The following is a 17,993-nucleotide window of genomic DNA, read 5'->3' on the forward strand; positions in this document are numbered from 1 at the left end:
TTGTTCAGGCCAAATGGATCTCAGCGCCCTGACGCTCGAAATCGGCGAGGATCGCGGCCGGCGCGGTCTTTTCGACCACAAGATGGCGGATCGCTTCGGGGCTGGCGACCCTGAAGGGTGCGGCGGTGGCCAGCTTGTCATTGGTGACGGCGATGACGATACCGGCGCTGTTCTTGGCCATGGCCCGCTTCACCTCGGCCTCCGCCGAATCGAAGGCCGTCACGCCGCGCGAGGCATCGAGACCGCAGGATCCCAGAACAAACAGGTCCGCGCCAAGCTGCGCGACGGCGGCAAGCGTGTCGGCGCCGACGCAGGCGCCGAGGTGGCGGTCGAACCGGCCGCCCAGCACAATCAGCTCGATCAAAGCGTGCTCTGACAGCGCCGTGGCAACTTCGAGCGAATTGGTGGCGACGGTCAGATCGAGGTCGCGCGGGATAGCCCGGGCAATCGCGGCATTGGTCGAGCCGCTGTCGATGAACAGGGTCTGTCCACGCGACAGCAATGCCACGGTCGCGCGGGCCAGCCGCGTCTTCTCTTCGACCGCATGGCCGGCGCGCAGGCCGACAGGCGTGGCGGCGAACGGTGCGGCTGCGACCGCGCCGCCATAGACGCGGCGGCATTGCCCAGCCTTAGCGAGCTCCCTGAGATCGCGGCGAACCGTGTCTTCCGAAACGCCGAAGCGGCTCGCCAGTTCGCCGGCCAGCACCCTTCCCTCGACGGCCAGGCGATCGCGGATAATTTGATGCCGCTCGTCGGTCAGCATTGCATGATCCTGTTTTCTTTGTGCACGTTCTTGCATGATTTGCACGTTTGTGCAAGATGTGGGGCACATCCAGGCGGTGGCAACCCCTGCTCTCCTCTCTTGAAAGCCTCCCCTGTCTTGAAAGCATCGTCATGACCTTCGGCCTCCGCCTCGCTCCGCAACACCGGGTCTATGCCGGTTTTGCGATCTACTCGTTCGGCATGGGCAACATCTTTCCGCGGCTGCCTGATATCAAGCATGCCATGGGCATCGAGGACGGCACGCTCGGGCTCAGCCTGATCGGGACGCCGATCGGCACCTTGACCGCGCTGACGCTGGCGGCGCCGATCCTGGAGCGCGTCGGCTTTCGCCGCGCCTTGCTCGGGCTAGTCCCGCTTTTGTCGGTAGCCTATGCCCTTGCCGTGCACGCGCCTGGGCCGCTGGCGCTGTTCCTGATGCTCATTCCAGTCGGCCTGATGATCGGCAGCGTCGAGATCATCCTCAATGTCGAGGCCGACAGGACCGAATTCCTGCTCAAGCGCCGGATCATGAACCGCGCGCATTCGTTCTGGAGCATAGGCTTTTTCGGCGCCGGCCTGTTCGGCGCGGCACTTGCGCATCTCGGCATATCGCCGCAACTGCACCTGGCGATCGTCGTACCGATGGTGGCGATAGGAATAGCGCTGTTTCTCGGCGGCTACGAACCGGCGCCGAGCCGCTTTGCCGGCAATGACGAGACGGCGCCAAGGCTGGCGCGGCCGACGCTGCCGATCCTCGTCCTCGTCGCGGTGACACTGTCGGCGATGCTGATGGAAGGCGCCAGCATCGACTGGTCGGCGATCTACATGCGCACAGTCTTCGATGCAGGCCCGTTCGTCGCCGGCTTCACGGTGGCGCTGTTTGCATTCTCGCAAGCGAGCACGCGCTTCTTCGCCGACAGTTTTGTCGAGCGCCACTCGCCAAGCGGCGTGGCGCAGGTGCTGCTGGCGACGATGGCGGTAGGCGTGCTGCTCGTCTTCTTCTCGCCTGCCCCGCTTGTATCGATGCTGGGCTTTGCCCTGCTGGGCATCGGCAGCAGTGCGATCTTTCCGCTGGCGATCTCGGCGGCCGCCCAGCGAACGGACCGCTCGGCGGCAATCAATGTCGCGGCGCTGTCGCAGATCTCCTTCGTCGCTTTCCTGCTCGGCCCGCCGCTGCTCGGCTTCGTCTCCGACCATTGGGGCATCCGTTCGGCCTTCGGCATCGGCATCCCGTTTATCATCCTCAGCCTGCTGACCGCCGGCTCGCTTGGCCGAAGGGCGGCCAGCCCTGCCGCGCAGCCGGGTGAAGCTTTGGCGAGGGCTCACGAAGCTTGAACGGCGATCTTGTAGGCACGCGCCTGTTGGCTAGCAGAATTGCCGCTGGCATTGGCTGATATGATGGTTCAAGAAGGAAGCCGACCAAGCGATTTCCTTCATGTCCTCCATCCGCCCGCTGATCCCGCTCCTCATCGCCGCCGGCATCCTGCTTGGCGGCAACGGGCTGCAGGGCACGCTGATTGCGTTGCGCGGCGCGCAGGAGGGATTTTCGGCCTCCGACATCGGCTTGATGGGCACGTTCTATTTCGCCGGCTTCCTGCTCGGCTGCCTCGCCGTCACCCGCATCCTGAAGGCGGTCGGCCATGTCAGAACCTTTTCGGCGCTGGCCGCAACCGCCTCGGCCGGCACGCTGCTCCTGGTGCTGGTCATCGATCCGGTGATGTGGTGCGCCATCCGTTTTGCCGGCGGCTTCTGCTTTGCCGGCCTGTTCACCGTCATGGAAGCCTGGCTGAATTCCGGCGTCGAAAACAAGGATCGCGCGCGGGTGCTCGCCATCTACCGCATGGTCGATATAGGCTCGGTGACCGGCGCGCAGTTCCTGATCCCGATCTTCGGCCCCGGCGGCTTTGCCATTTTCGCCATCATGTCGATGATGATCACGCTGTCGCTGGTGCCGGTGTCGCTTGGCGACCGTTCCAACCCGACGCCGCCGGAAGACGTCAAGCTGGATCTGGCGCGCGTCTGGCGGATCTCGCCGCTCGGCTGCTTCGGCTGCATCTGCGTCGGCGTCACCAACAGCGCCTTCCGCACACTGTCGCCGGTCTATGCCGAGCAGATCGGCATGTCGGTGGCCGACGTCGTCACCTTCGTCAGCGTCGGCATTTTTGGCGGCGCCCTCATCCAGTATCCGCTGGGCTATCTCTCCGACCGCTGGGACCGGCGCGCGGTGCTGTTGGCAACCACATGCGGCGCCCTGCTGGCGGCGCTGGCGCTGGCCTTCGTCGCAGTCGCCAATCCGACCCTCAACTTGGTCATCGTCTTCATCTTCGGCAGCTTCGCCATGCCGCTCTATTCGTTGTCGGCGGCGCATTCCAACGACCGCGCCGACAAGGGCGAGTTCGTGCTGATCAACGCCGCTTTGATGCTATTCTATTCGTTCGGCGCCATTGGCGGCCCCTTCGCGGCGTCGACGGTGATGCAGTATTTCGGACCAGGCGCCCTGTTTGTATTCATTGCTGCGGTCTATGCCATCCTCATCGCCGTCATCCTCTACCGCATGCAGGTGCGTGGCAGCGTGCCGGCGGGCAAGCGCAGTCGCTTCACGGCGCTGCTGCGCACATCGACTGTCTTCGCGCGGCTGGCGCGCAGGAATGGCGATTCCGACGGATCGACGGATACTTGACCGAAGGGCGGCTTGACGAAAGCGCCCACGGCTGAAATTGAAAGAGAACCTTACCCGTTACTAAAAAGCGATTTGATGCACGTCATCACCACCCAAAATGAGCTCGAGTCCGTTCTCGCCGCTTTTGAAAAGTCGGATTTCGTCACCGTCGACACCGAATTCATCCGCGAAACGACGTTCTGGCCGATTCTGTGCCTGATCCAGATGGCGGCGCCCGGCGTCACCGCGCTGATCGACCCGCTATCGCCCGATATCAACCTCGCCCCGTTCTTCCGGCTGATGGCCAACGAGGCGGTGGTCAAGGTGTTCCACGCCGCGCGCCAGGACATCGAAATCATCGTCCATCTCGGCGATCTGGTGCCGCATCCGGTGTTCGACACCCAGGTCGCGGCCATGGTCTGCGGCTTCGGCGACAGCGTCTCCTACGACCAGCTGGTGCAGCGCATCACCGGCGCCCGGCTCGACAAATCATCGCGTTTCACCGACTGGCGCCACCGGCCGCTATCCGACAAGCAGCTCGATTATGCGCTGGCCGACGTCACCCATCTGATCGATGTCTACAAGCACCTCAGCGCCGAACTGGAGCGGGAAAACCGCGCCCATTGGCTGAACGAGGAAATGGAGGTGCTGACCTCGCGCGAGACCTACGATCCACACCCCGAGGATGCCTGGAAGCGGTTGAAGATGCGGCTGCGCAAGCCGCAGGAGCTGGCGATCGTGCAGACCGTGGCGGCATGGCGTGAGCGCGAGGCGCGCGAGCGCGACGTGCCGCGCGGCAGGGTGCTCAAGGATGACGCCATATACGAGGTCGCCCAGCAGGCGCCGCGCGATGCGGCCGCGTTGAGCAAGCTGCGCACCACGCCGAAAGGTTGGGAACGGTCATCGACGGCAACCGCATTGCTCGGCGCGGTCAACACGGCGCTCGCTCTGCCCCGGGAAGAGATGCCGAAGCTGCCCAAGAGCTTTCAGCCGCCCGAGGGTTCGAGTGCGGCTGCAGAGCTGCTAAAAGTGCTGTTGCGGATCGTCGCCGAGAAGGAAGGCGTCGCCTCGAAAGTGCTGGCGTCAAGCGACGACATCGACCGCATCGCTGCCGAAGGCGAAGCCGCCGACGTGCCGGCGCTGCAGGGGTGGCGGCGCGCCGTGTTCGGCGAGACTGCACTGAAGCTGGTGCGCGGCGAAATCGGCATCAAGTTCGACAAGCGCAAAATCGCGGTTTTCGATATGTAGAGACTTGCCGGCCTGCTCAAACCAGGCCGAGCAGATGCAGCGCGAACCAGATCCATGCCAGCAAGAGAATGATCGCGCCCAGGTAGAAGGCGCGGCTGCGAAACCGCAGATTGTTGCTGGTCAGGTGGACCCAGGCGTGGGCATAGCGGGAAATCACGAAAATCCACATCAGGGCCAAGGTCAGATAATTGACGCCATTGGTCGCGTGCAGCGCCAGGCACAGCACGTAGAAAAGCACCGGCAGTTCGAACTGGTTGATGAGATTGTTGGCGACCGTGACGCTGGACCCAGGCTCGGTCGTGCGCATCTTGTATTGACCGACCTTGGCCTCGCCTGATTTGACCGCACCGTAGCGGCGCCGGCCCATTACCACATAGACGATATAGACCAGCAGCACCTGCGCCAGCATCGGCCAGAAGATTGCCGTCTGGCTCATGGCGTTGCCCGTACTTTGTTGTTCATGCCTGTGGACGCCGCTGGCTGGCGACGATGAAAGCCGCGATGACGGCGACAGGTATCGCCAGAAGCGCGAATTTGGTGACGATCAGAGACGAGGCGAAGGACAGTGAATCCGGATTGGCCGACAGCGCATCGGACAAAAGCCGCGCCACCGCAATGTTCTGGGCATAGTCGGCGCAGGTGTATGGAAGCACCACAGCCAGCGCCAACAGCGACTGAAACTGTACCGGCAGGGTGCGAAAGAGCTTCACCCGCCGCCCGGTGGCAAGGATCAGGCTGACCATGGTCAATGACAGCAGCGCCGGGAACAGAAGGTCGAAGGTCAGATAGTGCCAGACGAGGATGATCTCGCTGCCGCGCCGGCCGAGTGCGGTCAGCCAGGCCATGCCCTCATCCGGCGTAAAACCGCCAAAGCGCACGTCGAGCGACGGCAGGCCGCCGCTCAACTGGCGGAAATAGAAGAACTCCAGCAGCGTCATGGCGATGAAAACCGCCGCGGAGGCAACGCATAGCGCGCCGGCATGACGCGACAGCCGCAGCACGATTGCCGCCTGGTTGCGCCAGAGCAAGTGCCGCTCCGGCTGCTGTTCAGGCTCCGCCGGGATAGTTCGGGCTTTCGCGGGTAATCGTGACGTCATGGGCGTGGCTTTCACGAAGTCCGGCGTTGGATATGCGCACAAAGGTGGCGCGCTCGCGGAAATCGGCAAGATCGCGGCCGCCGACATAACCCATAGCGGCTTTTAGCCCGCCTGCAAGCTGGTGCAGCACGCCAGACACAGGTCCTTTGTAAGGCACCTGCCCTTCAATGCCTTCCGGGACCAGTTTCAGCGTGTCGCGCACCTCGGCCTGGAAGTAGCGATCGGCCGAGCCGCGCGCCATGGCGCCGACCGACCCCATGCCGCGATAGGCCTTGAAGGAGCGGCCCTGGTGCAAATAGACCTCGCCCGGGCTTTCGTCCGTGCCGGCGAGCAGCGAGCCGATCATGGCCGCACTGGCGCCGGCGGCGAGCGCCTTGGCCAGGTCGCCCGAATATTTGATGCCGCCATCGGCGATGACCGACACACCGGATTTGTGCGCCGTCTCGACCGCCGACATGATCGCCGAAAGCTGCGGCACGCCGACGCCGGCGACGATGCGGGTGGTGCAGATCGAACCCGGGCCGATGCCGACCTTGACGGCGTCGGCGCCGGCATCGATCAGTGCCTGCGTGCCTTCGGCGGTAGCGACATTGCCGGCCAGGATGCGCACGGAATTGGAAAGCTTCTTGGCCCGGGTCACGGCATCCAGCACGCGCTGCGAATGGCCATGCGCGGTGTCGATGACCAGCAGGTCGACGCCAGCGTCGATCAACCGCTCGGCGCGCTCGAAGCCGTCATCGCCGACGCTGGTGGCGGCGGCGGCGCGCAGCCGTCCCTGCGCGTCCTTGGTGGCGTGCGGGTTGAGCTGGGACTTCTCGATGTCCTTGACGGTGATCAGGCCGACGCAATTGCCCTTTTTGTCGACGACGACGAGCTTTTCGATGCGGTGCTGGTGCAGCAGCCGCTTGGCTTCGTCCTGGTCGACATTCTCCTTGACCGTGATCAGGTTCTCACGGGTCATCAATTCGTAGACTTTTTGCCCCGGATCCGAGGCGAAGCGCACGTCGCGGTTGGTCAGGATGCCGACCAGGCGGCCGATCTTCTGGCCACCGGTGCCGCCATTCTCAACCACCGGAATGCCCGAGATGGAATAGGTGCGCATCAGGGCCAGCGCATCGGCGAGCGTCGCGTCGGGGCCGATGGTGACAGGGTTGATGACCATGCCGGATTCGAATTTCTTGACCTGGCGCACCTGCTCGGCCTGTTCGGCCGGCGAAAAATTGCGGTGGATGACGCCGATGCCACCGGCCTGCGCCATGGCGATGGCAAGCCTCGCCTCGGTGACGGTGTCCATGGCGGCCGAAAGGATCGGCACATTGAGGTCGATGTCGGTGGCGATGCGGGTGCGGATATCGGTCTCGCCGGGCATGACCTCGGAATGGCCGGGCTGCAACAGCACATCGTCAAAGGTCAGCGCCAGCGCGCCGGTGGACGTTTCGATGATTTTTGCCATGGCCAGTCCTTCGAATACGAAAAAGCGCTGGGAGAATACAAAAAAGCGCTGGACCGCAATGGACAGCGCCGACTCGTTTCTTCCCTTTCAGGATTGGCGCTGGCTGGTAACACGTCGCGGCGCCGATGAAAAGCGGGTGATTGCCTATTCGGCGGACTTGCCCAGCAGAGCATCGAGCAAGGCATGGCGCGGCGATGCGAAAGGATTGACAACCGTTACGCCGCCCCAGGTGAAGCCGTCCTGCAGGTCTTCCGACAGCAGCAGCCGGCAACCGGTTTGCGAGGCAACGGACAGGATAGTTGCGTCCCAGATGCCGAAATGGTGATCGGTCGCGAGATCGGCCGCCACCGTCATCACCTCCGGTGTGGTGCCGACAACCGGAAACGCGTCGCGCCAGCTCAACAAGGCGTCACGGGCTTCCGTGCGCGACCGTCCGGCCTTACGTGTCAGAACGGTGAACAGCTCGCCGAGCACCTGGACCGGAATGATGGCGGCCTCCTGCGCCATGTCGCGCAGCAGATCGAAAACGATGTCACGCTTCTCGGCTCCGTTGATCCCCTCCGCATAGACAAGGATGTTGGTATCAAGCGCGACCTTCACCGCTCGTCCTCGTAAAGCTCGTCGCGGGTCCAGCGCCCGGCCTCTAATACAGGCTGGCGTTCGAGGCGCGACAGCAGCGCGGTGCGCGAGCGGGAAGCCACGGCGTCGGGCTGCCCTGCGGGCACGATCCGCGCAACGGGTCGTCCATGGCTGGTCACGACATAGCTTTGCCCTTCCCGAACACCGCGCAGGAGGAGCGAGAATTTGCGGTTGGCATCGGCTGCCGAAACGGCCTCTTCCATGATAAAGCCCATATAGTAGTTATATTCACTACAATAATGCGCCGCGTCGCCTTTCGCAAGAGCTATTCCTCTCTGCTTGCCTTGGAACGCTGCCATGCCCGCGTGAGCAGGCGGTCGCACAAAAGTGACAGCAAATTCATGCGACATACGGGTAAAGGCGTGATAACCGCCTTTTCGTGTCGGCTTGCCCCGGTCGGCACGCACCTTTTGCCCAGTTCGGACGCGTTCGTTGAACCGCATCATTCCGCTCATACTGGCGGTCGCTCTTTTCATGGAAAACATGGATTCGACCGTCATCGCGACATCGCTGCCGGCGATCGCCGTCGACATCCACACCAGCCCGATCGCGCTCAAGCTGGCGCTGACCGCCTATCTGGTGTCGCTGGCGATCTTCATTCCGATCAGCGGCTGGATGGCCGACCGGTTTGGCGCCAAGAACGTGTTTCGGGCAGCGATCGGTGTGTTCATCCTGGGCTCGGTCGCCTGCGCCATCTCCAATTCGCTGCCGGCCTTTGTCGTCTCGCGCTTCCTGCAAGGCATAGGCGGCGCCATGATGACGCCGGTCGGCCGCCTGGTGCTGGTGCGCGCGACGCCGAAAAGCGAACTGGTCGCCGCCATGTCATGGCTGACGGTGCCGGCGCTGGTCGGCCCGCTTGTGGGACCACCGATCGGCGGCTTCATCACCACCTATTTCACCTGGCACTGGATTTTCCTGATCAACGTGCCTATCGGGCTGATCGGCATCTGGCTGGCGACGCGCTTCCTGCCGCAGACGGAATCGATGGAGACGCCGCCGCTTGATTTCGTCGGTTTCGTGCTGAGCGGGTTGGCGGCCTCCGGCGTCGTTTTCGGCCTGTCGGTGGTCAGCCTGCCCTACCTGCCGCCGGCGATCGGCTTTATCACCGTGGCGGTCGGGCTGATTTCCGGCGCACTCTACCTCCTGCATGCGCGGCGCGCCAAAAACCCGCTGCTGGCGCTGGAACTGTTCCGCAACCAGGTGTTCCGCTCTTCCGTGCTCGGCGGTTCGCTGTTTCGCATCGGCATCGGCGCGGTGCCGTTCCTGTTGCCGCTGATGTTCCAGATCGGCTTCGGGCTGACGCCGTTCCAGTCGGGCATGATCACCTTCGTCTCGGCCATCGGCGCCATCGGCATGAAGTTCGTAACAGCGCTGATCTTCCGGCTAGCCGGCTTCCGCCGCGTTTTGATCTGGGGCTCGCTGATCGCCGCCGCATCGATCGCCATCTACGGCCTGTTCACGCCCGAAACGCCCTACGCGCTGATGCTGGCCATATTGCTCGTCGGCGGCTTCATCCGCTCGATGTTCTTCACCGGCGTCAACGCGCTGTCCTATGCCGAGGTGTCGGCCGAGGACACCAGCAAGGCAACGCCGATCACGGCGGTGTTCCAGCAGCTGTCGATCGCGCTCGGCGTGGCACTGGCCGGCGGCATACTGGAAGTGTCGACCTCGATCCATGGCGGCCCGCTGACGCTTGGCGATTTCCACATCGCGTTTTTCATGGTGGCGGCGGTGTCGGCGGCGGCGTCAATATCGTTCATGCGGCTGGCGCCGGACGCCGGCAACGGGGTGTCTGGGCATGGCCGGCTGACGAGGCCGAAGACGCTGGAGTCGGTGAGCACGGCTGGGAAGTAGCGGCGGCCCGATCAGGCGTCGGCGTCCCCCGGCCCTCCGCCATGGCTCCGGGCGCTCGAGTCCTTCGGAACGTCCACTGGACGTTCCGATCCACCTGACGGCGGACCGGCCTCTCGCCCCTTAAAATCCTTCGCCAGCAAATACAGCTCCACCGACTCATCGCGCGACGCCGGCGGTTTGACGTGGTGGACCGAGCGAAAGTTCTTCTTGAGCATCGAAAGCAGCTCGTTTTCGGCGCCGCCCTGAAAGGTCTTGGCCAAAAAGTGCCCGCCCGGCTTCAGCACCGCCAGCGCGAAATCGGCTGCCACCTCGCACAGATGCATGGTGCGGATGTGGTCGGTTCGCTTGTGGCCGGTGGTGGGTGCTGCCATGTCCGACAACACGACATCAGGGTCGCCGCCCAGCGCTTCGGCCAGTTTTTGCGGTGCTTCAGGGTCGAGGAAATCCATCAGCAGCACGGGAGCGCCGGGCACGGCATCCATTTCGAGATAGTCGATGCCGATGACATGTGGATTCTCCGCCGTCGATTTCGTCCTCGCGGCCGCCACCTGGCACCAGCCGCCGGGCGCGGCCCCGAGGTCGATGACCTTCATGCCGGGCTTCAAGAGATGATGCTTGTCGTCGATCTCGATCAACTTGTAGGCCGCGCGCGAGCGGTAGCCATCTGCCTTCGACCTCTGGACATAGGGATCATTGATGTGGCGCTGCAGCCAGCGGCGCGACGATTCCTTCAGGCCGCTCTTTTTCTTGATCCGCGTCTTCAACACGCGGATGCTGGCCGAGCCCGGCTTTTCTGGCTTCTTGGTCATAACGCTATTTCTTGTTTGACATTTCTTACTCGCCGCGTTGCGGCAGTTTTTCGGCGGCTTCGCGTTTCGCGAAGGGCTTCCCCCACTCCGTCGCCGCTTCGCGGCGCCACCTCTCCCCCCTCCGGAGGGAGAGGAAGGGAGCCGGCCAGCCTAAGCTCGCGCCTTTCCTCTCCCCCGTCGATCGGGGGAGAGGTGTCGAGCGAAGCTCGACGGAGTGGGGGTCGACTGTTCATGCTCGGCCACGCCCACTGTTGCGCCAGACGCCGTCATCGGCCATCAGCTCGCTCAAAATGCCTTCGCGCAGACCGCGGTCCGCAACGCGCAGTCGTTCCGACGGCCATACCGCGCGGATGGCTTCGAGGATAGCACAGCCGGCCAGCACGAGGTCGGCGCGGTCGGCGCCGATGCACGGGTTGGCGCAGCGCTGCTGGAAATCCCAGCCGACCAGTCTTTCGACCATGCGATCGACGCTGTCACGGTCCATCCACAACCCGTCGACCCGGCGGCGGTCGTAGCGTTCGAGGTCGAGATGGACCCCAGCCAGCGTCGTCACCGTTCCGGATGTGCCCAGCAGATGGAATTTTGGGCTGGCAAGCACATGGCTCAGCCGGTCGCGGCCGTCGAAGGACCTCAGCCGCACGGCGACGTCCTCGACCATGGCGGCAAAGATTTCGCGCGTCACCGTGCGGCCGCCAAAACGCTCGGCCAGCGAGACGACGCCGACCGGCAGCGACGTCCATGACACGATGTGGTTGGCAAGCCGCGGCGAACGCTGGCCGGTGAGGTCGATCAGCGCGATTTCGGACGAGCCGCCGCCAATGTCGAACAGCACTACGCCTTGTGTGTCGCGCTCGACCAGCGAGCCGCAGCCCGACACCGCAAGGCGGGCCTCGGTCTGGCGGTCGATGATCTCGAGTTTCAAGCCGGCCTCGCGCTCGACGCGCTGCAGGAACTCGACGCCATTGTCGGCGGTGCGGCAGGCTTCGGTGGCGATCAGCCGCGCCTTCTTGATCTTGCGGTTGCGCAGTTTGTCGCCGCAGATTTTCAGCGCCTCGACGGCGCGGTCCATCGCCGCCTGGCTCAGGTGCCCGTTGGCGGTCAGCCCCTCGCCCAGCCTGACGATGCGCGAAAAGGCGTCGATGACACGGAACTGGCCGTGCCGCTGCGGCACCGCGACCAAAAGACGGCAATTGTTGGTTCCGAGATCGAGCGCGGCAAACACCGGCAGTTCCTGCATCGGTGGCCGATGCATTGGCTGTTCGGGCTTGGGCTGCGGAGCCGGAGGCGCGGCCACAGGGGTCGGGGCGATGCTGACGGCCGGCGGGCCGGCCGCAACGAGATGGGCTGATACCGCCAGCTCATCGCGTGCAAAAACCTTGCGTCCACGCCGGCGCTTGCGCCGCTTTCTCGTTTTGCCTCGTTGAGGCTGGGCGTCACCGGCCTGTCCGTTACCAGACTGGGGCCCCGCCTGGCGGGGCCGCCCGGCGGATGGGCTTGGCCCGCCTGACGGCGGCGAAGCCCTGGACACGCCCACTTCCGGCGCGCCTGCGCCGGTGTCGTGGTCTTCCACTTCGGGTCCTTCCGGCGCCGCGCGAACCGGGAAACCGGACGCAGCAGGCACCTAAATGTTTTAAGTTGCCGCCAGAGTAGCAGTGCGGGACCGGATCACCAAGAGCAGCGGGGCAAATTTTGCCGGCATCATGCAGCGGCAATGCCTGCGGCGTTGAATAGCGGGCCCGTCCGGTTGAATAGCCGGCTTCAATGAGGCATTTCTGAAATGAGGGGCAATATTGGTGAATCGCGGATTTTTTCACGCCCGCCTGGGCGATGGGCAGCAACGCATGACGAGAACTCCATGAACTGGAGGCGCTATCTGTGGCCGGTCATCGGCATTGCAGCGGTGATCTTCTCGCTGCTGTTGCTGTGGCATGAGCTACGCGGTATCTCGCTCGACGATGTCTGGGATGGCATTGTCGCCATCCCCACCCGCGGCTGGGTGCTGGCGGCGCTGAGTTCGGTGGTCGCCTATGCCTCGCTTGCCGGTTACGACCACATTGCACTGCTGCACATCGGCAAAAAGGTATCGTGGCTGTTCGTCACCTTCTGCTCCTTCACCACCTACGCGCTGTCGCACAATATTGGCGGCTCGGTGTTATCGGGCGCGGTGATCCGCTACCGCGCCTATGGCACCAGGGGGCTGACCGGCCAGGATGTCGGCATATTGGTGGCGATCTGCTGGATCACCTTCGTGCTCTCCAGCCTGCTGGTCGGCGGCCTGGTGCTGGTGTTCGAGCCTGCAATCATCGGCCGCTTTTCCGGCGCGCCCCACCGCGGGCTGGCGATCGTCGCCGGCATCGCTTTGCTCATTCTGGTCGGCGCCTACATCTTCGGCAGCTGGCTGCACCTGAAGCCGTTGAAAATCGCCGGCTTCCAGCTGCATTACCCGGCGCTGCCGATCGTGGTGCGGCAATTGCTGATCGGGCCGATCGAACTTCTGGCGGCGGCGGCGATCATCTTCTTTGCCCTGCCCGTGGCCGGCAATCCCGGCTATTTCGTCATCCTCGGCGTGTTCCTGGTGTCGTTCTCGGTGGCACAGATCTCGCACGCGCCGGGCGGACTCGGCGTGTTCGAGGTCGTGTTCCTGGCCGGCCTGTCGCAGATGGACCCGGTCGGCGTGCTGGCCGCACTTCTGGTGTTCCGCCTGTTCTACCTGATCATCCCGCTGCTGATCGCGCTTGGCGTGGTGCTGTTCTTCGAGCATTCGCAATACAGCCGCGGCGAGACGTAGCGCCCTGCCCGCCGCGCATCGACGGAGCAAACCAAAAGCCCATGATTGAAACGCAACGCAGGCTTGACTATTTTCCGGCGGCGGCTACAAGGCACGCGCGGCTGCATCGGCGGCCCACCAGCGCGACAGCGCCTGCTGGGGAATAGGTTAACGGTAGACCCACGGACTCTGACTCCGTTAGTCCTGGTTCGAATCCAGGTTCCCCAGCCAAGTCGCTTCCCCAGAGGCAAAGATAGAGAGCCCCGTATAGCGGCCCTTTGTTTAACTGCTCGGCATATGTTGATGTTTTGCGTAGGCATCGCCGGACGAGTCATTCTTCAGCTGCTTCTTTACCGCCTTGCAGTTGACGTCCATGAGCCACTGTTGAAAATCGATGGGGAAAATCACCGGCAAGAAGGCAGAGCTCATCCTGTGGAACACCACCGGGCCGGATTGGCCGCCTGCCGCTGATTATCAGGACAAGGCGAGCGCGTTTATTGCCTTGCCGGTATCTGGCACCAGGCCGGGACCAAAGTCCGGCTTGTGACCCGCCTTAAGCAAGTGCAACATCGCCGAGAAAACCCGACGGTTGAGGGCCTGGATCACAACAGATAAGGCGGCCCAGGCTCCTGGCTTTTCGGGGGCGATGTTTGAGGGAGCAGCGCATTGTTCGTCGATTACTACGAACTCTTGGAGATCAGCCCGAACGCCAACTCGGAGACGCTTGAGCGAATATTTCGCTATTTTGCGATGCGCTATCATCCCGACAATCAGCAAACCGGAAATGAAGCCCGCTTCAGTGAAATAGTTGAAGCACACAACGTCCTGAAAGATCCGGTCAAGCGCGCTCAATACGACATCTCCTATCGAGAGCATGCCGGTCTGCGCCTTCAATTGGCCGAGGAAGCAAGCGACGGCAAAGGCATTCAGAAGGACGCTGTGGTCCAGGCCAAACTGCTTTCTCTGCTCTATGTGAAGCGCCGCCAGGATGTCAGCAATCCCGGCATTGGCGACGTCGAAATCGAACGCTTATTGGGCTGTCCGCGAGAGCATCTCGAGTTCCATCTCTGGTACATGAAGGCGAAGGGATGGATCGCAAGAATTGAGAACGGGACAATCGCGATCACGGTTGAAGGCGTCGACCGCGCCGATTCCGAACTGCGTCGCGATAGCAGCGTTCGGCTCCTGGGATCGTAGAACACTGAACCGTTGACCTAGAGCAATTCCAGGAAAAGTGTGAGCGGTTTTCCGTCGGGAATTGCGTCAAAACAAAGAGATAGAGCTTTTCGCCGTTTTCGTTAAACGGTGAAACGCTCTGGGCTACTGGCAGGTCCGGCGGTCAAAACCCTAACGCGAGGGAGTTTTTCGGCTGCTATGCGTCCGCGCAGACGCCGAGCTCGCAAAGCCTGGCGTTGGCCTCCTCGACGCTCATTTCCACCGGCGAGATCGCCCTGTATTCGACCGGCTTGTCCTGCCAGTCCTTCGAAGTGAACGTCCGCCCGGCGAGCTTGAAGATGGCTCGAACCGCTACGCCTGACACGTGCGGCATTTCCGTCGAGCAGATGGCGAAAGCGGTGTAGGCTGGGGTCAGCCCGCTGCGGGCCGCATCGCGCTCGACGTCGCTGCGGCAGCGCGTCACGCCGATCCCGGAAAAATCGCTACGGCGCAGGATAACCACGCCCTTGCCGGGGAGGCGTGCATAAACGCCGGTCTGGTCGAATGCCTGGCTCAGATAATACGTGCCGGTATCCCCGTTGAAATCGGGAAAGGTGATCCAGGCGTGCAGATATTGCCAGAAATAGATCAGGACCACAGCTGCGACGGCCAGCATGGCGGCACCGGCGCGCTGCTGCGGCGGTGTCGGCTTCCAGCCGAAAATCCAGCCGCGCTCCCTGACCACGCGCGGCGTCGCCAGCAGCGGCGCAGACGGGCTGCCGCTGAATACGCGCCAGCGCGTCTCTATTTCCTGCCACAACTCGTCGGCCGTTACGGTCAGCAGGTCGTGGTGGAAGGCGACTTGCACCATCTCGTCCCTGGGAACGAAGTGGACGTCCCAACCGGGACCCCGCCCCCACCACGATTTGACCGGATTGTTGGCGTCGAAAAATTCCCGCGACACAAGCGCGGCCGTCACGTCGCGGAAGATATGACCCTTCGCCCCCCTGATGTCGATCAGTTCGAGACCGTGGATCTCGGTCCACGGAATGCGGAGTTCCTTGTTCTTTGCGATACGGAACAGGATACCGGCGGGAGACAGCTCGAGCATCGGCTTTCGAGGGCTGTTGCGACGATGAAAGGCAAAGCCGATGTAGACGAGGCTGGCAAAGATGATGAACAATGCGACCACCCTCGCCTCGCTATCGTCGCTGCTGTCGCCGCCGCGCGCGAGAAACAGGACCAGGATGGCAAGAGCCATGAAACCCAGCGCCCAGGGGATCTTCTTGAACAGATATTTTTCGATGCCGAAGGCCCGCGTCGCGGTGGCGTCGACCTCTTTGCTGTTCGCGCTGGTGTCGCTCATGGGGTCGCCATCAAGGCTCTTCGTGCCCAATACTACAGCACCGGGCGACACGCTGCGTCAATGAAGTGTATCACAGATGGCCAGCCGCAAACCGGCCGCTCGGGGCGAGATTCCCGGAGCGAAAAAGATTGGTGGCGGCTGGTTTGTGGTACTGGCTAAGCTTCGTCAAAGGTTCCTCCCCAAGGCCGCGTCATGCCCACCGATAGCCAGTACATTCTCGAAAGCATGCGCCAAGGCTGCGTGACGCTTTCCGATGAGGAGTTCGTCATCGACAGGCTGGTGAAGTATGTCGGCAATGGCAGGATCCGCTGGCATGTCGAATTGTGTGGGCATCGCATCGAGCTGACCACCGGGCAGATCAAGAAGCAGCCTACTTTCCGCAGGAAAATCCTCGAACAGGCCGGTGTGCTGCCGCCCCAGCGCGCAGGGGCCGACTACAGGCGATGGGCACTCGATCTGAGGCGGAATGCCGTCGAGCTTCCCTGGCGCGACAGGCCGGTCGATGCCGGTTTCGCCATCGACAGGCTCACCAGCCACGGCGATGGGCGCTGGACGGTTGAATACCAGGGCAAGGCGATAAAATTCACGACGACCAAACTGCGCCGGCAGCTCAGTTTCCGCAAACGCATGCTGGCCAAGGCCAAGGTGCTGCCGCCCGAATTGACCCCGATTGCCTATCGCAAGTGGATGGACTGGCTCATTCAAAACGCCACCGAGGCTGTTCCTGTGGCCGGCGAATCCACGTTGACAGAGAAGAGCTGGCTTGACGACCTGCCGGAGCTGGCCGGATGGCAAGGTGAAGCCCCGCCAAAACGGACCGACCAGGGCGACGACAGCCAATAAAGATTTATCCGCATTTTAACTAATGTAGATCATCCTTACGGATTGTGTTCTCGCGGCTTTTGGACAGAGCAGCATGGTCGACCTTGTGGATGAGGATGAGGTTCCAGCACCCGGCCGATCCGGACGCTGGCGCGTAATAGCTTTGACGACACTCCAGATCGTCCCACCGGTCATTTCGGTAGGATGCGCCATCATGGCCGGCTATTTCGCCTTTGCGACCTCCAGCAAAAAGCCGCCCGCAGACATGGCAGCACTGGCCGTGTCGATCATGAAATCGGGCGATGCTTCTCCGGAACTGCGCGATTGGGCTGCGGACGTTCTGGGAATACAGACCGATATCGGAATGCCTGCCAAAACTGCCCAGCAATAACCACCTACCAGGTCTGACATTCCTGCGGCAGGAATATGGTCGCCGCCCAAGCCGGCGGCCGGCGCCGCTCATCCAAGAGATTGCCCGAGGAGGCGCCGGCCAGGCGGGCATTGGGGTACCCGCCATCGCTACATTAGCATTCGCGCATTGACCTGGAATGGCGCGAACGCGGAAGGTTGGCAGCCGCGGCACTACAGCAATTTTTCCCAAGACGAGGGAACCCTCAACGCTGCAATGGTTGTGACCCGGCGTCTTGGCGCGGCTTGCCCCGGAGACCAGCATGATGACGTTTCTCACCGCTCTCGGATCTGAAGGTCCCCCGGCCGACCGGGCGAAAGAGATGAACCTCTATGGATGGTTGGTTGGCAGCTGGGACATGGAGACGATCCACCACCGCAACGACGGCACAGCTGAGAAAATGGACGGCGAATGTCACTTTGGCTGAGTGCTGGAAGGCCGCGCCATTCAGGACATCTGGATCAGGCCCAGGCGCCCTTCCCAGTCCACCATGTATGGCACGACCTTGCGCGTCTTCGATCCCGGGATCGGTGGCTGGCACATCATCTGGAGCGATCCGCTCAACCAGGACTATTCGCGCCAGATCGGGCGGGCCGAGGGCAAGGACATTGTCCAGATCGGCGATGACTCGCGCGGTCTGCAGGCCCGGTGGCGGTTCACCGAGATCACCGCCGACAGCTTTCACTGGATCGGCGAGGAGAGATCCGCCGAGAGCGACCCCTGGCGCGTAACGTATGAACATTTCGCACGCCGGACGGGTTCCTGAAGCACGCCTGCGCTTTTTGCTGCCAGCTTCTGGCAGCAGCCGGGCATCTAGTGTCCCAGCACCTTGGCCTTGCAGGCTGGCTAAGGTCGGGCAGGTGCCAACATAGATTAGCGCGAGCTTAACCAACGCCAAGCCAGTATCTCAAAATCCGCCGAGACAAGCGCGCCAATAATCTCTTATGTATTGA

General features: G+C 62.9%; 20 protein-coding genes and 1 tRNA gene. 12 read left to right on the top strand and 9 right to left on the bottom strand.

Translation table 11 applies throughout. The features are described from left to right. Positions 1-4: 4 nt before the first annotated feature. Entirely contained in the window at positions 5-763 is a 759-nt protein-coding gene (locus AC04SH_RS25030; protein ID WP_488577074.1) for a DeoR/GlpR family DNA-binding transcription regulator, read from the bottom strand. Positions 764-894: 131 nt separating this feature from the next. On the opposite strand from AC04SH_RS25030, the gene AC04SH_RS25035 reads away from it, so the two are divergent. The 3 genes from AC04SH_RS25035 to rnd all read left to right on the top strand — a co-directional run bounded on the left by AC04SH_RS25035 (position 895) and on the right by rnd (position 4,669). Then, the gene (locus tag AC04SH_RS25035; protein WP_488577075.1) at positions 895-2,097 is read left to right on the top strand and encodes an MFS transporter; all 1,203 of its coding nucleotides are present in this window, start codon (positions 895-897) and stop codon (positions 2,095-2,097) included. Between the two features lie 100 nt (positions 2,098-2,197). Then, positions 2,198-3,442, top strand: a complete 1,245-nt coding sequence (locus tag AC04SH_RS25040; protein WP_488577076.1) for an MFS transporter — start codon at positions 2,198-2,200, stop codon at positions 3,440-3,442. Positions 3,443-3,517: 75 nt separating this feature from the next. Continuing rightward, positions 3,518-4,669 carry a ribonuclease D gene (gene rnd, locus AC04SH_RS25045; protein ID WP_488577077.1) on the top strand — a complete coding sequence of 384 codons (1,152 nt, stop codon included), beginning with the start codon at positions 3,518-3,520 and terminating at the stop codon, positions 4,667-4,669. A 16-nt stretch (positions 4,670-4,685) separates the two neighbouring features. On the opposite strand, the gene AC04SH_RS25050 is transcribed toward rnd, so the two are convergent. From AC04SH_RS25050 to AC04SH_RS25070, 5 genes are all read right to left on the bottom strand, one after another. After that, on the bottom strand, positions 4,686-5,105 hold the full coding sequence (locus AC04SH_RS25050; protein WP_488577078.1) for an MAPEG family protein: 420 nt from the start codon (positions 5,103-5,105) through the stop codon (positions 4,686-4,688). A gap of 22 nt (positions 5,106-5,127) precedes the next feature. Continuing rightward, on the bottom strand, positions 5,128-5,673 hold the full coding sequence (locus AC04SH_RS25055; protein ID WP_488577177.1) for a hypothetical protein: 546 nt from the start codon (positions 5,671-5,673) through the stop codon (positions 5,128-5,130). A 43-nt stretch (positions 5,674-5,716) separates the two neighbouring features. Continuing rightward, the gene (gene guaB, locus AC04SH_RS25060; RefSeq protein WP_112563527.1) at positions 5,717-7,219 is read right to left on the bottom strand and encodes an IMP dehydrogenase; all 1,503 of its coding nucleotides are present in this window, start codon (positions 7,217-7,219) and stop codon (positions 5,717-5,719) included. Between the two features lie 144 nt (positions 7,220-7,363). After that, the gene (locus AC04SH_RS25065; protein WP_477236621.1) at positions 7,364-7,819 is read right to left on the bottom strand and encodes a PIN domain-containing protein; all 456 of its coding nucleotides are present in this window, start codon (positions 7,817-7,819) and stop codon (positions 7,364-7,366) included. Further along, positions 7,816-8,061 (bottom strand): type II toxin-antitoxin system Phd/YefM family antitoxin, encoded by a 246-nt coding sequence (locus tag AC04SH_RS25070; RefSeq protein WP_112563531.1) that lies wholly within the window; start codon positions 8,059-8,061, stop codon positions 7,816-7,818. Before AC04SH_RS25070 ends, AC04SH_RS25065 begins: the two co-directional genes overlap by 4 nt. A gap of 229 nt (positions 8,062-8,290) precedes the next feature. Between AC04SH_RS25070 and AC04SH_RS25075 the strand changes: the two genes are divergently transcribed. After that, positions 8,291-9,712: an MFS transporter gene (locus AC04SH_RS25075; protein WP_488577079.1), complete on the top strand. Its 1,422-nt coding sequence runs from the start codon at positions 8,291-8,293 to the stop codon at positions 9,710-9,712. Between the two features lie 11 nt (positions 9,713-9,723). On the opposite strand, the gene AC04SH_RS25080 is transcribed toward AC04SH_RS25075, so the two are convergent. Then, on the bottom strand, positions 9,724-10,521 hold the full coding sequence (locus AC04SH_RS25080; protein ID WP_477236617.1) for an RlmE family RNA methyltransferase: 798 nt from the start codon (positions 10,519-10,521) through the stop codon (positions 9,724-9,726). A 229-nt stretch (positions 10,522-10,750) separates the two neighbouring features. Further along, positions 10,751-12,091 carry a Ppx/GppA phosphatase family protein gene (locus AC04SH_RS25085; protein WP_477236615.1) on the bottom strand — a complete coding sequence of 447 codons (1,341 nt, stop codon included), beginning with the start codon at positions 12,089-12,091 and terminating at the stop codon, positions 10,751-10,753. Between the two features lie 285 nt (positions 12,092-12,376). Here AC04SH_RS25085 and AC04SH_RS25090 point away from each other — a divergent pair, with 285 nt between their 5' ends. The 4 genes from AC04SH_RS25090 (at position 12,377) to AC04SH_RS25105 (ending at position 14,485) form a co-directional block, all read left to right on the top strand. Continuing rightward, positions 12,377-13,309: a lysylphosphatidylglycerol synthase domain-containing protein gene (locus AC04SH_RS25090; protein ID WP_477236613.1), complete on the top strand. Its 933-nt coding sequence runs from the start codon at positions 12,377-12,379 to the stop codon at positions 13,307-13,309. A gap of 136 nt (positions 13,310-13,445) precedes the next feature. Beyond that, a tRNA-Gln gene (locus AC04SH_RS25095) sits at positions 13,446-13,519 on the top strand. A 163-nt stretch (positions 13,520-13,682) separates the two neighbouring features. Beyond that, positions 13,683-13,835, top strand: a complete 153-nt coding sequence (locus AC04SH_RS25100) for a hypothetical protein (RefSeq protein ID WP_477236611.1) — start codon at positions 13,683-13,685, stop codon at positions 13,833-13,835. A gap of 119 nt (positions 13,836-13,954) precedes the next feature. Beyond that, the gene (locus AC04SH_RS25105; protein WP_192253100.1) at positions 13,955-14,485 is read left to right on the top strand and encodes a J domain-containing protein; all 531 of its coding nucleotides are present in this window, start codon (positions 13,955-13,957) and stop codon (positions 14,483-14,485) included. A 175-nt stretch (positions 14,486-14,660) separates the two neighbouring features. On the opposite strand, the gene AC04SH_RS25110 is transcribed toward AC04SH_RS25105, so the two are convergent. Further along, positions 14,661-15,809 carry a hypothetical protein gene (locus AC04SH_RS25110; RefSeq protein ID WP_488577080.1) on the bottom strand — a complete coding sequence of 383 codons (1,149 nt, stop codon included), beginning with the start codon at positions 15,807-15,809 and terminating at the stop codon, positions 14,661-14,663. Between the two features lie 192 nt (positions 15,810-16,001). Between AC04SH_RS25110 and AC04SH_RS25115 the strand changes: the two genes are divergently transcribed. From AC04SH_RS25115 to AC04SH_RS25130, 4 genes are all read left to right on the top strand, one after another. Next, positions 16,002-16,652 (top strand): hypothetical protein, encoded by a 651-nt coding sequence (locus tag AC04SH_RS25115; protein ID WP_477236607.1) that lies wholly within the window; start codon positions 16,002-16,004, stop codon positions 16,650-16,652. A 193-nt stretch (positions 16,653-16,845) separates the two neighbouring features. Next, on the top strand, positions 16,846-17,022 hold the full coding sequence (locus tag AC04SH_RS25120; protein ID WP_477236605.1) for a hypothetical protein: 177 nt from the start codon (positions 16,846-16,848) through the stop codon (positions 17,020-17,022). Between the two features lie 280 nt (positions 17,023-17,302). Next, complete coding sequence (locus tag AC04SH_RS25125) at positions 17,303-17,467, top strand: hypothetical protein (RefSeq protein WP_477236603.1); 165 nt, start codon at positions 17,303-17,305, stop codon at positions 17,465-17,467. Next, entirely contained in the window at positions 17,468-17,806 is a 339-nt protein-coding gene (locus AC04SH_RS25130; RefSeq protein WP_488577081.1) for a hypothetical protein, read from the top strand. Positions 17,807-17,993: the final 187 nt, after the last annotated feature.

This window comes from Mesorhizobium sp. CNPSo 4688 (assembly GCF_057784295.1).

Coding starts and splice junctions, on each gene's coding strand:
- AC04SH_RS25080 (WP_477236617.1), bottom strand. CDS start 10,521: ATGACCAAGAAGCCAGAAAAGCCGGGCTCGGCCAGCATCCGCGTGTTG.
- AC04SH_RS25125 (WP_477236603.1), top strand. CDS start 17,303: ATGATGACGTTTCTCACCGCTCTCGGATCTGAAGGTCCCCCGGCCGAC.
- guaB (WP_112563527.1), bottom strand. CDS start 7,219: ATGGCAAAAATCATCGAAACGTCCACCGGCGCGCTGGCGCTGACCTTT.
- AC04SH_RS25030 (WP_488577074.1), bottom strand. CDS start 763: ATGCTGACCGACGAGCGGCATCAAATTATCCGCGATCGCCTGGCCGTC.
- AC04SH_RS25050 (WP_488577078.1), bottom strand. CDS start 5,105: ATGAGCCAGACGGCAATCTTCTGGCCGATGCTGGCGCAGGTGCTGCTG.
- AC04SH_RS25090 (WP_477236613.1), top strand. CDS start 12,377: ATGAACTGGAGGCGCTATCTGTGGCCGGTCATCGGCATTGCAGCGGTG.
- AC04SH_RS25115 (WP_477236607.1), top strand. CDS start 16,002: ATGCCCACCGATAGCCAGTACATTCTCGAAAGCATGCGCCAAGGCTGC.
- AC04SH_RS25035 (WP_488577075.1), top strand. CDS start 895: ATGACCTTCGGCCTCCGCCTCGCTCCGCAACACCGGGTCTATGCCGGT.
- rnd (WP_488577077.1), top strand. CDS start 3,518: ATGCACGTCATCACCACCCAAAATGAGCTCGAGTCCGTTCTCGCCGCT.
- AC04SH_RS25070 (WP_112563531.1), bottom strand. CDS start 8,061: ATGGAAGAGGCCGTTTCGGCAGCCGATGCCAACCGCAAATTCTCGCTC.
- AC04SH_RS25040 (WP_488577076.1), top strand. CDS start 2,198: ATGTCCTCCATCCGCCCGCTGATCCCGCTCCTCATCGCCGCCGGCATC.
- AC04SH_RS25110 (WP_488577080.1), bottom strand. CDS start 15,809: ATGAGCGACACCAGCGCGAACAGCAAAGAGGTCGACGCCACCGCGACG.
- AC04SH_RS25100 (WP_477236611.1), top strand. CDS start 13,683: ATGGGGAAAATCACCGGCAAGAAGGCAGAGCTCATCCTGTGGAACACC.
- AC04SH_RS25120 (WP_477236605.1), top strand. CDS start 16,846: ATGGCCGGCTATTTCGCCTTTGCGACCTCCAGCAAAAAGCCGCCCGCA.